This is a genomic window from Colwellia sp. BRX9-1, from assembly GCF_014077195.1.
In the GTDB taxonomy this organism is placed as follows: domain Bacteria; phylum Pseudomonadota; class Gammaproteobacteria; order Enterobacterales; family Alteromonadaceae; genus Colwellia_A.
Genome location: NZ_JACGVM010000001.1, coordinates 358,108 through 370,642 on the forward strand (window position 1 = coordinate 358,108; position 12,535 = coordinate 370,642).

The window sequence follows — 12,535 nt, forward strand, 5'->3', positions numbered from 1 at the left end:
TTAACACAACATAAAGATAGCCCCAGCGCGCTAAATTCGCTAAAATCTCACCCTATTGAATTAACCACAGCATTATTTGAACTTCCATTTATGAAAAATATACGTAACTTTTCAATTATCGCCCATATCGATCATGGTAAATCTACACTTTCTGATCGCTTGATCCAACATTGTGGTGGCTTACAAGAACGTGAAATGGAAGCACAAGTCCTAGATTCTATGGACATTGAGCGCGAGCGCGGCATCACGATCAAAGCGCAAAGTGTTACGCTTGATTACCTAGCCAAAGATGGTGAGACGTATCAGCTTAACTTTATCGATACGCCAGGTCATGTTGATTTTTCTTATGAAGTTTCGCGTTCACTTGCTTCTTGTGAAGGTGCCTTGCTTGTTGTGGATGCCGGACAAGGGGTTGAAGCACAAACCGTTGCTAACTGTTATACCGCCCTTGAAATGGATCTAGAAGTTATCCCAATTTTAAATAAAATTGATTTACCTCAAGCGGATCCGGATCGCGTCAGCGAAGAAATTGAAGATATCATTGGTATTGATGCGACAGGCGCAGTGCAGTGTTCTGCAAAAACTGGCTTAGGTATCGAAGATGTTTTAGAAACTATCGTTGCCAATATCCCGGCACCAACTGGCGATCCTACGGGTAACTTACAAGCCTTGATCATTGATTCTTGGTTTGATAATTACCAAGGCGTTGTTTCATTAGTGCGTGTGATGAATGGCGAAGTGAAAAAAGGCGATAAAATGGTGGTCATGTCGACAGGACAAGTTCACCAAATTGATAAAGTCGGAATATTCACACCAAAACAAAAAGAAACGGGTATTTTAAGAACCGGTGAAGTTGGTTTTATTATTGCTGGTATTAAAGAAATACATGGCGCGCCAGTGGGCGACACTATTACCATTCATAAAAAAGAAGCTGCGAAAGCGCTTGCCGGTTTCAAAAAAGTTCAACCGCAAGTTTATGCTGGGATTTTCCCAATAAGTTCTGATGACTACGAAAATTTCCGTGATGCGTTGAACAAATTAAGCTTAAACGATGCTTCTTTGTTTTTTGAGCCAGAAAACTCATCTGCGCTTGGCTTTGGCTTTCGTATTGGTTTCCTTGGTATGTTGCATATGGAGATTGTTCAAGAGCGTTTAGCACGTGAATATGACCTTGACCTTATTACAACAGCCCCTACGGTTAACTATGAAATTGCTTGTACCAACGGTGACGTTATATCTATTGATAACCCTGGCGATTTACCAGCTATCAACAGTATTGACGAAATTCGTGAACCTATCGTTGAAGCCAATATCTTAGTACCCCAAGAACACTTAGGTAATGTTATTACTTTATGTATTGAAAAACGTGGTGTGCAAAAAGATATTATTTATCACGGAAAACAAGTAGCAGTAAGATATGAGCTACCTATGGCTGAAGTGGTCATGGACTTTTTTGATAAGTTAAAGTCAACGAGTCGTGGTTATGCTTCACTAGATTATAACTTTATCCGCTTCGAAGCTGCCGACATGGTGCGCGTTGATGTGATGATAAATGGCGATCGCGTTGATGCTTTAGCAATGATCACCCACAGAGGTAACTCGGTTGCACGTGGCCGTATGCTCGTCGATAAATTAAAAGAACTTATTCATCGTCAAATGTTTGATATTGCTATTCAAGCGGCGATTGGTAATAACGTTATTGCTCGTACTACCGTTAAGCAATTACGAAAAAATGTTACTGCAAAATGTTATGGTGGTGATATTTCTCGTAAGAAAAAACTACTTCAAAAACAAAAAGATGGTAAAAAACGTATGAAGCAAGTTGGTAACGTTGAAGTACCGCAAGAAGCGTTTTTAGCTGTACTTAAATTAGAAAGTTAGTAGGGAAGTTATGGCTGTTTATTTTTCAATATTTCTCGTTATTATTACTAGTATCACTGGCATTGTTTGGTTAGCTGATAAGTTTTATTTAGCGCCGCAACGTAAATTAAAATTAGCTGACGCTCAAGCCCAATGTCAAGAAGTTTTGCCAGCTGAGGTTATCGCTCAATTAGTAGAGCCTTCAGCAATTGTTGATACGTCGGTACAAATATTTCCGGTTATCGCTTTTGTTTTGATTTTACGTTCTTTTTTATGGGAACCGTTTCAAATACCTTCGGGCTCTATGATGCCGACATTACTTGATGGCGATTTTATTTTAGTCAATAAATTCGTTTATGGATTACGCGATCCAGTTGCACGTAATAAATTTATTGAGATCGGGCTACCAGAACGTGGCGATGTGGTGGTATTTAAATATCCACAAGACCCAAAGATTGATTATATTAAGCGTGTTATTGGTTTGCCTGGCGATAGAATTATTTATCGTAACAAATCCATATATATCAAGCCTGCTTGTCAAGAAAGTGACGTTAAATGTCCAGACTTTGAGCAAGTAATCAACACCTTTAAAAAAGAAGATGAGTCACCTGACGGTTCATATGGCCTGAGTCGTTACACAGCTGATATGCCAAACAAGACACATGATATTTTAATGGATAATCAAATACTGCCACGCACGCAGCATTTTTATCAACAGAAAAATACCCAACGTGATGAGTTCTTTGTACCTGAAGGTCATTATTATGTGATGGGTGATAACCGTGACAATAGTCTTGATGGACGCTTTTGGGGATTCGTACCCGAAGAAAATCTTGTTGGCGAAGCCGTAGCAATTTGGATGAGTTTTGATTTTGATCGTGACGAAGATAGTTTTTTACCAAAGTGGATACCGACTAATGTCAGGTTTTCACGTTTGGGTGGAATAAACTAATCGTGAAAAGCTCAGCAGTCGCACTAACTAGACTCAGTAAAAAGTTAGGATACACCTTTAATGATAATGACTTATTGCTTCAAGCATTAACACACCGAAGTGCTAAAGGAACTCATAACGAACGTTTAGAGTTTCTTGGCGACTCCATTCTTGGTTTTGTCATTGCTGAAGTACTTTATCAGCAATTTCCTTCTCATGACGAAGGAGATTTAACACGCATGCGTTCGAGCCTTGTGCGAGGTGTTACCTTAGCTGAAATTGGCCGAGGCTTTAATTTAGGCGATTACTTAATTTTAGGCCCAGGTGAATTAAAAAGTGGGGGACATCGTCGAGATTCAATTTTAGAAGATGCCGTTGAAGCGATTATCGGTGCTGTTTATTTAGATTCAGATAACGACACGACTAAAGCATTAGTGCTTAGCTGGTTTGCTGAACGACTAGACATTATTAAACCCGGTAACGAACAAAAAGATCCTAAAACACGTTTACAAGAATATTTACAAGCACGTAAAATTGCTTTACCACTTTATGAAGTCATTCACACCAGTGGTCAGTCTCATAATCAACAGTTTACTGTGCGATGTACAACCAAGGTGATAAACACCGAAGTGGTCACTAAAGGCACTAGCCGTCGTAAAGCCGAACAAGCCGCAGCGCAACAAGTACTCGCGCTCATTTTTGATAAAAAATAACTCAGCGAAATATTATCATGACAAGTGAAAATAAACATTGTGGCTTAATTGCTATTGTCGGTCGTCCTAATGTTGGTAAATCAACATTGCTTAACAGCTTGTTAGGTCAAAAAATTAGTATCACCTCACGCAAGCCACAAACGACACGCCATCGTATTTTAGGAATTTTAACAGAAGAAAATAAACAAGCGGTATTAGTTGATACTCCTGGTTTGCATTCTGATGAGAAACGCGCGATTAATCGCTTAATGAATCGTGCTGCAAGTAGTTCAATAGCAGAAGTCGAATTAGTGGTTTTCTTGGTTGAAGGAACACATTGGACAACTGATGACGAACTTGTGCTTAGCAAGATAAAAAAATCTGGCGCACGTTGTATCTTAGTGATTAATAAAATCGATAATGTCCAAGATAAGGAATCATTATTACCTCACTTGCAGAAATTAGGCGAGAAGCACAACTTTAGTGATATCGTACCTATCTCTGCAGCGAAAGGCGATAACGTTGATACCATTCGTCAACTTTGTCTTAGTTCACTGCCTGAAGGTGATTTCTGGTTCCCAGATGATTATGTTACTGACCGTTCAAGTCGTTTTATGGCTTCTGAAATTATTCGTGAAAAACTTATTCGTTTCACCGGTGATGAATTGCCTTATTCAACAACGGTTGAAGTTGAACAATTTAAAATGGACGAAAAGGGTATCATCCATATTAATGCGCTAATTTTAGTTGAACGAAAAAGTCAAAAGCGTATGGTTATAGGTAATGGTGGAGAGCGACTTAAAACAATTGGTCAAGAAGCTCGTCGTGATATGGAAGCGCTTTTTGAACAGAAAGTGTTTCTTGAAACTTGGGTGAAAGTGAAATCTGGCTGGGCTGATGATGAACGTGCACTGCGTAGTTTAGGCTATGGGGATGAATATTCAGGTTAGACTTCGAACCGTCTACTGGACTAAAAATAATGGAAGAATTTGAGCAAAGTGCTTTTTTATTGCATTCACGACCCTATCGTGAAAATCAAATATTGCTTGAATTCTTAACCGCTCAACAAGGAAAAGTGTCTGCTATTTCTTATTTAGGTAAGTCTTTAAAATCTAATAAAAAAGCTTTATTACAACCTTTCTCGCCACTAAAAATTGTTTTGAAAGGTCAAGGCAGCCTCAAGTATTTACAACGTGTCGAACCCGAAAGAAAATCCTACCAGCTCAGTGGTAATTACCTCTACAGTGGCTTTTACCTTAATGAGTTACAAGTGCGCCTACTGGGTGAACATATCCCTTATGACGAACTTTTTTGTCAATATCAACAAAGCATTGAACAATTATCGGAACAACGTTCAATTGAATTTATATTGAGAAATTTTGAAAATAGATTACTAGAAGAATTAGGGTTAACTATTGATTATTCGCCGATATTTTCAGAAAATAATAATCGTTATCATTATTTCCCTGAACAAGGTTTTGTCCCGATAATAAGCAAGCAGGTACAGACTGGTTATAATGCTGAGCATTTAAAAGCGATAGCCGAAGAAGATTTATCATCTAAAGACGTAATGCAAACGTATAAAGTGCTGATGCGGCAAATTATTAATCATTTACTTGATGGTAAACCACTAAATAGCCGGAAATTATTTACAAAAAATTCATAAATTTAAGAGATATAAAAATGAGCGAACTATTATTAGGCGTTAATGTTGACCATATTGCTACCTTACGAGAAGCAAGGGGCACAAATTATCCTGATCCAGTCTATGCTGCATCAGTAGCAGAGCACGCCGGAGCCGATGGCATTACCGTCCATTTACGTGAAGACCGCCGTCATATTCAAGACCGTGATATCTATGTACTAAAGCAAACATTGCATACCCGAATGAATTTTGAAATGGCGGTTACTGATGAAATGTTGGCCATAGCCTGTGAGGTTAAACCGGTATTTTGTTGTCTAGTCCCTGAAAAACGTGAAGAGTTGACGACTGAAGGCGGCTTAGACGTTGTTGGTAATTTTGATAAAATTAGCCGTGCAGTGGCACAACTAACTGCAGCAGGTATAGAAACAAGTTTATTTATTGATGCTGATAAAAGCCAAATTGATGCTGCTATTGCAAGTAAAGCTCCTTATATTGAAATTCATACCGGCCATTATGCTGATGCAAAAAATGAACAAGATCAAAAAATTGAATTGATCCGTTTAATTGAAGGCATTAAATATGCGCATGCCAATGGTTTGAAAGTTAATGCTGGGCACGGCTTAAATTACTTTAATGTTAAACCTATTGCGGCAATTGAAGAGATAATCGAACTCAACATTGGTCATGCTATTATTGCTCGAGCGGTGATTGACGGATTAGACAAGGCTATTCGCGATATGAAACAGCTAATGAGAGAAGCGCGTAGTTAACTTTTAGAGCACAGCGCTTAGAACCTACCCGGCAGAGCTAATAAAGTTCTGCCTTATTTAACGAAGTGAAGCTAAATTAAATGTTAAGACAACATTTATCTAGCGCTTAAAAAAGTGATTCATTATGTCTGTAGTTGGCATCGGCACTGATATTATTGAAATAAGCCGTATAGAAAAAATGGCGATTAAGGTGCGAGACCGATTAGCGCTTCGTGTGTTAACGCCAATAGAATATGAAAAATACCAATCGTTAAAAACGCCTGCATTATATTTAGCCAAGCGCTGGGCAGGAAAAGAAGCCGCATCTAAAGCGCTTGGTACCGGCATAGCCAACGGGGTTTCATTTCAAAATTTTGAAATAAAATCATTAGCTTCTGGTCAGCCACAATTACTACTAAGTGGTCGTGCAGCAGAGTTAGCAACTGAATTAGGGGCTGAAAACTGGCACATTTCGCTCTCTGACGAAGCATTATATGCTACCGCGTTCGTGGTACTTTCTCGCTAGTTAACGTAATAATAAAATCTTTGTTGGTAAAATCTGTTCTATACTTACGTTAGGCACCGCTGTTTATCTGGGCTATATTGATACAATGACGTTAGTATTTATTTAACGGGTGGGTAAGTTATGCAACAACAAAAGCAACCTTTCAATGAGAGAAGGCACGAATCTCCTGAGCATTCAGTTTGGTGGGAGAAACTGACACTCGCTCAAAAATTTTCAGCAGGTAGTCTTGGTAAGTTTGGCTATGAATTGCTTTTTATACGTAATAATAATGGACGTAGCATTGCTGTATTATCAAATAATAGTGGTACTGTTATCATTACCGAAGATGGTGAAATTGACGGTTCACCCGATATCACTATTCGTTAACGTATCTATTTAAAGACTCCTTAGTCCGCCAATAGCAATTTATTTTGCTTTTTTTTAACTTTAAAATGACAGCGTTGTCATTATTGGGTTTCAATGTTAATCTTATTAGTAGACAATTATCTTTTTTCATTTTAATGGAAATTTAATAAGGCGTATTCGACTTTAGTTGAGTAGTCGCACTAATTAACTTCCTATATGATGTTGTCACTGTTTTAAAAATAACCTCAAAATCTATTAGTGCTTAGATGAATATCAATAGCATTTAAGCAATAATCAACTTGATATAATATCAAGTCAGCAATGAAGGACTCAACATGAAAGAATTGAAAAGCTGTTATCCAGTTTTAGAACAAGCTAAAGCACACACTCATATTGATAGTGCAACATACGATGCGATGTACAAGCAATCGATTGAACAACCTGATGTATTTTGGGGTGAGCAAGCTGAAAAATTTCTTGATTGGTATAAACCTTGGGACAGTGTCAGTGATGTTGACTTGAAAACGGCTGATATTAAATGGTTTTCTGGTGGTAAATTAAATGTAAGTTATAACTGTATTGATCGTCACTTAGCTACTAAAGCCAATGATACAGCTATCATTTGGGAAGGCGATGATCCCAGCGACGACAAAAAAATTACTTATCAAGAATTACATGATCATGTTTGTCGTTTAGCGAACTTATTAAAAGCACGTGGTGTTAAAAAAGGTGATCGTGTTTGTATCTATATGCCGATGATCCCTGAAGTGGGTTATGCCATGTTAGCCTGTGCTCGAATTGGCGCGGTACATTCTGTTGTCTTTGGTGGTTTCTCAACTGAAGCGATACGCTCACGAGTTGCTGATGCTGATTGCCAAGTTGTTATCACTTCTGATGAAAGCTTACGTGGCGGTCGTGTTATTCCACTGAAAGTGAACGTTGATGAAGCTGTTGCCGAATGCCCCAATGTACATACGGTTATTGTTGTTGCTCGCACCGGTGGTGATGTCGCATGGAATGAAAAAATAGACATCAGTTATGAAGAAGAAGTTGCCAAGCAATCAGCCGTTTGTGAACCAGAGGTCATGGATGCAGAAGATCCATTGTTCATTCTCTATACATCAGGTTCAACAGGCACACCAAAAGGTGTTTTACATACCTGTGGTGGTTATTCGCTCTATGCCGCGATGACTCATAAATATGTTTTTGACTATAAAGATGGCGAAATTTATTGGTGTACAGCAGATGCAGGTTGGATCACCGGTCACTCTTATATTTTCTATGGCCCGTTAGCTAACGGTGCAACTACACTAGTATTTGAAGGGGTACCTACTTACCCGGATGCGGGACGTTTCTGGCAAATATGTGAAAAACATAAAGTTAATATTTTTTATACTGCACCTACTGCGATAAGAGCCTTGATGAGTATTGGCGACGATTTAGTCCATCAATCAGATCTTTCATCGTTGCGTTTACTCGGTACGGTTGGCGAGCCTATTAACCCTGAAGCTTGGCATTGGTATTATGAAGTGGTTGGCAAGTCTAACTGTCCTATTGTCGATACTTGGTGGCAAACAGAAACGGGGGGTATTTTAATTACTTCATTACCCGGTGCTGTTGATATGAAACCAGGTGCAGCAGGTAAACCCTTTTTTGGTGTTCAGCCAGCACTGTTTGATAAAGAAGGTAATACACTTGCAGGTGCCGACCAAGGTTTGTTAATGATAACGGGTAGTTGGCCTGGGCAGTTACGTACAGTTTATGGCGATCATGATCGTTTTTATCAAACCTATTTAAGCCAATATCCTGGTAATTATTTTACTGGAGATGGTGCACGTCGTGATGAAGACGGATTTTATTGGATCACCGGGCGTGTTGATGATGTCCTTAATGTTTCGGGCCATCGTTTAGGTACTGCTGAGATCGAAAGTGCTTTAGTGCTTCATCCTGCTGTAGCTGAAGCTGCTGTTGTTGGTTATCCGCATGAAATTAAAGGCCAAGGTGTTTATGCTTATGTAACTTTAATGGCTAGTGCCAGTGAATCACCAGAGTTACTGAAAGAATTAACTGAGTTTGTTGCTAAAGAGTTAGGCCGTTTTGCAAAACCTGATTATATTCAGTATGCACCTGGCTTGCCAAAAACACGTTCTGGTAAAATAATGCGTCGCATCTTACGTAAAATTGCTGAAAACGATATTGATACCTTAGGGGATACATCGACCTTGGCAGATCCTAGCGTTGTAGAAAACTTAATAAGTAATCGAATTGTTCACGCTAGTTAGTCACTAACAAGCACTTAATTAAAAGCGCCTTAGGGCGCTTTTAATGTTTTTATTGGCGGGAAAATGGCTTGAATACGTGCACTGATCTCGTCAATAGAACATGCTGCGAAAGGCCATGCTCGACTCACCCTTGGACGCTTCGCCCTGCATTATAAATAGCCGCAGTTGTGAACAGTTACCTTCTTTGCCGTCTCGGTAAATGCTCCTACGTTACTCTACTTCCTATGTCCATTTAGTCACGGCACCACGTTATACCGTTCACCCTCAACATAACCTAGAATAAAAACACTAAAACTACTGTACCTTCAAAAAAAACCCCTGTAAGATATTGTGTACAAACAGAGTAAATAATTCTTTACGATATGGCGATTAGCGGAACTATTATGAAAAACCAACAACATCGATATTATTACTAGCCCTTCTTTTGCTAAGTCATACTTAGTTCTTTTGTTCTATATTTACTTTAATAAACAATCTTGCGATAAATGGAAAATACAATGTCTAACTCATTACCGAACGTTCAACCTAGTAAAGGTCCTCACATAAAAACCCTTAACGATATTCATGTCAATTCAGAAGATGTATTAATAACGCCTGATCAATTAAGAGATGAACTCCCCTTGTCAGAAAGTGGACGTAATTTCGTTAAAGCTGCCCGTAAGGTGATCGCTGACATTATTCATAAAAAAGATCATCGCTTACTCGTTATTTCAGGTCCTTGTTCTGTACATGATCTCGAGGCCGCTAAAGAATATGCCCAAAAGTTAAAAGCCTTACATGATAAGCATCAAGACAGCCTTTATATTGTTATGCGTGTTTACTTTGAAAAGCCTCGCACCACCGTTGGATGGAAAGGTTTAATAAACGATCCTCATATGGATGGTACCTTTGATGTTGAAACCGGTTTGCGTAAAGCTCGAGAACTATTGATTTACTTAACTGATTTAGGTTTGCCATTAGCCACCGAAGCGCTTGACCCCATTAGCCCACAATACTTGGCTGAACTTTTTAGCTGGTCGGCGATTGGTGCCAGAACAACTGAGTCGCAAACACATAGAGAAATGGCGTCAGGTCTTTCTATGCCTATTGGTTTTAAAAATGGCACCAATGGTAGCCTAGATGTAGCTATTAATGCTTTGCAGTCAGCAGCGTCTTCACATCGCTTTATGGGGATAAACCGTCAAGGACAAGTATCATTGATTAAAACCTCTGGAAACCCTGATGGTCATGTTATTTTACGTGGTGGTAAGAAACCTAATTATGATGCTGCTAATGTTGCGTTATGTGAGAAAGAATTGAGTGTACAAGGTTTAGAGCCTGGTATTGTTATCGATTGTTCGCACGGTAATTCAAATAAAGATTACCGTCGCCAGCCATTGGTGGCAGAAAATGTATTTGACCAAATAATTGAAGGTAATAAATCAATTATTGGTATAATGTTAGAAAGTCATATAAATGCAGGCAACCAAAGTACTAATGGCCCGAAAGAGTCATTAAAGTATGGTGTTTCAGTCACTGATGCGTGTATTGATTTTAATGATACGGCACTTTTATTAGCAAATGCGACCGATAAACTTAATGGTGTTTTAAAGAAGCGTTTATCTTAAATCAGTATGAAGGCGAGTACGCGAAACGTAAATGAGTAAATTAATGGATAAGAAAAGTATTGCTCCTCAGTTAACCGCATTGAGAAATGAGATTGATGAGATAGATACTCAATTAGTCGAGCTATTAGCCAAGCGCCGCAGAGTTACCACTAAAGTGGGAGAGCTAAAAAGCCGAGTTGGTATGCCAATTTATGCGCCTGACCGAGAAGCTCAATTACTGACTATGCGACGTCAACAGGCGATGGAGGCAGGCGTGTCTCCAGAATTAATTGAAGATATTTTAAGACGGCTAATGAGTGACTCTTACATCAGTCAAGATGCGAGTGGCTATCAATGTGTCAATACAGAGAGTGGTAAAATAGTTGTTATCGGTGGTAACGGACAGTTAGGTAAAGTGTTTGTTGATTTATTTGAGCGCTCTGGTTATCAGGTAGCCGTTCTTGAACAAGATGACTGGCCAAATAGTGACAATATCCTTGCCCAAGCCGGTGTCGTTATTGTTGCTGTACCTATTCGCTTAACATCAATGATCATTCAAAAGCTTTCTTGTTTACCCAAAACATGCATTTTAGCTGATGTGACTAGCGTAAAAGAAATGCCACTTTATGAAATGATGAAAGTTCATCAAGGACCGGTTGTTGGTTTACACCCAATGTTTGGACCTGATGTGTCAGGGTTAATCAAACAAACAATTATTACTTGCGAAGGGCGTTTACCCGAGCAATATAATTGGTTGCTGAAACAATTTCAGGTTTGGGGAGCAAAGATTTATCCCGTCGATGCGTCGGCGCACGATCAAGCAATGTCTATGGTACAAGTTATGAGACATTTTTCAACAATAGCCTACGGTTATCACTTAATGACTGAAGGGGCTGACATTTCTCAACTTGTTGAAATGAGTTCGCCTATTTATCGTTTAGAGTTAATTATGGTTGGTCGTTTATTTGCTCAAGATCCTGTGCTTTATACTGATATCATTTTTTCAAATCAAGATAATGTCGCGATGATGAAACGTTTCGCTTATCGCTTTCTAGAGTTGTTAGAAGATGTTGAAATGGGTGATAAAGATGCTTTTGTTACCATGTTTAGCCAAGTCTCCGATTGGTTTGGTGATTATGCCGATATCTTTTTACAAGAAAGCAAAGTCATGTTATTAAAAGCTAACGAATTAAAAAAACATTAAACATTACCGTGCTACTAAAAAATTGCTAAACAGCTAGGTTGCAGTAGCACGGATATAACATAAGCAGAGTCGCAATGATAAAAGTCCTACTCACAGTATTCACTATAGCTTTTTGCCATCTATTGTCATTATCAGTTCACGCGGAGGATAATAATGGCTTTGCCTTAGGTGTGATCAGTGAAGCTAGATTGTTGAGTGACTTTAGTGCTTTTAATAAAAACTTCAATGAGTCTTTAATTACTGAGCAAGAAAAAGAAATTGTTGCGCAGTGGCCTGAATCGTTAAAAATAGACATTTATTTTGCGACTTGGTGTCATGACAGTGAACGTGAAGTGCCTAAACTACTTAAATTACTGCAAGGCAATAAGCAAATTAGTGCGACACTTATTGCACTTGATTACCAAAAAGAAGACCCTCAGCAATTAGCCAAAGAAAATAATGTCAAATACACACCAACTATCGTTGTTTATCGAGATGAAAATAAAACCGAAGAGCTGGGGCGAATTATTGAAAGGCCCAATACTAGTTTAGTTGCCGATATTAATCAGCTGTTACTTGATTAGCCTTTGAATATTCATAGCCTTTCAGGTCCTGCTATCAGCTTTAACCTGGTCACCTTTACCGAAGCGCTAACGGCTATATTTAACCTTAAGTAAGTCATTGAGCCTATAAGCCTAACGGTATCACTTGTTTTTTAAAGCTAAAAAATCATCAA

The 12,535-nt window shown here is 38.8% G+C and carries 12 protein-coding genes; all 12 read left to right on the top strand.

What is annotated here, in order from left to right; translation table 11 throughout:
- The first annotated feature begins 90 nt into the window (after window positions 1-90).
- On the top strand, window positions 91-1,881 hold the full coding sequence (gene lepA / locus H4J76_RS01735; protein ID WP_182213373.1) for a translation elongation factor 4: 1,791 nt from the start codon (window positions 91-93) through the stop codon (window positions 1,879-1,881).
- Between the two features lie 10 nt (window positions 1,882-1,891).
- Window positions 1,892-2,812 (top strand): signal peptidase I, encoded by a 921-nt coding sequence (gene lepB / locus H4J76_RS01740; protein ID WP_182229990.1) that lies wholly within the window; start codon window positions 1,892-1,894, stop codon window positions 2,810-2,812.
- 2 nt (window positions 2,813-2,814) lie between these two features.
- Window positions 2,815-3,504 (top strand): ribonuclease III, encoded by a 690-nt coding sequence (rnc, locus tag H4J76_RS01745; RefSeq protein WP_182213377.1) that lies wholly within the window; start codon window positions 2,815-2,817, stop codon window positions 3,502-3,504.
- A gap of 17 nt (window positions 3,505-3,521) precedes the next feature.
- Entirely contained in the window at window positions 3,522-4,433 is a 912-nt protein-coding gene (gene era / locus H4J76_RS01750) for a GTPase Era (protein WP_070374735.1), read from the top strand.
- A gap of 29 nt (window positions 4,434-4,462) precedes the next feature.
- Window positions 4,463-5,149 carry a DNA repair protein RecO gene (gene recO, locus H4J76_RS01755; RefSeq protein ID WP_182213379.1) on the top strand — a complete coding sequence of 229 codons (687 nt, stop codon included), beginning with the start codon at window positions 4,463-4,465 and terminating at the stop codon, window positions 5,147-5,149.
- Window positions 5,150-5,166: 17 nt separating this feature from the next.
- On the top strand, window positions 5,167-5,898 hold the full coding sequence (pdxJ, locus tag H4J76_RS01760) for a pyridoxine 5'-phosphate synthase (RefSeq protein ID WP_182229991.1): 732 nt from the start codon (window positions 5,167-5,169) through the stop codon (window positions 5,896-5,898).
- A 124-nt stretch (window positions 5,899-6,022) separates the two neighbouring features.
- Entirely contained in the window at window positions 6,023-6,403 is a 381-nt protein-coding gene (acpS, locus tag H4J76_RS01765; RefSeq protein WP_070374732.1) for a holo-ACP synthase, read from the top strand.
- Window positions 6,404-6,523: 120 nt separating this feature from the next.
- Window positions 6,524-6,769 (top strand): hypothetical protein, encoded by a 246-nt coding sequence (locus H4J76_RS01770; protein WP_182213382.1) that lies wholly within the window; start codon window positions 6,524-6,526, stop codon window positions 6,767-6,769.
- 314 nt (window positions 6,770-7,083) lie between these two features.
- Window positions 7,084-9,030, top strand: coding sequence for an acetate--CoA ligase (acs, locus tag H4J76_RS01775; protein ID WP_182229992.1), 1,947 nt, complete (start codon window positions 7,084-7,086; stop codon window positions 9,028-9,030).
- Window positions 9,031-9,527: 497 nt separating this feature from the next.
- A complete protein-coding gene (locus H4J76_RS01780; RefSeq protein WP_182213385.1) occupies window positions 9,528-10,637 on the top strand; it encodes a 3-deoxy-7-phosphoheptulonate synthase in 1,110 nt (369 codons plus the stop codon).
- Window positions 10,638-10,668: 31 nt separating this feature from the next.
- Window positions 10,669-11,820 carry a bifunctional chorismate mutase/prephenate dehydrogenase gene (gene tyrA, locus H4J76_RS01785; RefSeq protein WP_259364806.1) on the top strand — a complete coding sequence of 384 codons (1,152 nt, stop codon included), beginning with the start codon at window positions 10,669-10,671 and terminating at the stop codon, window positions 11,818-11,820.
- A gap of 74 nt (window positions 11,821-11,894) precedes the next feature.
- Window positions 11,895-12,383, top strand: coding sequence for a thioredoxin family protein (locus H4J76_RS01790; RefSeq protein ID WP_182229993.1), 489 nt, complete (start codon window positions 11,895-11,897; stop codon window positions 12,381-12,383).
- Window positions 12,384-12,535: the final 152 nt, after the last annotated feature.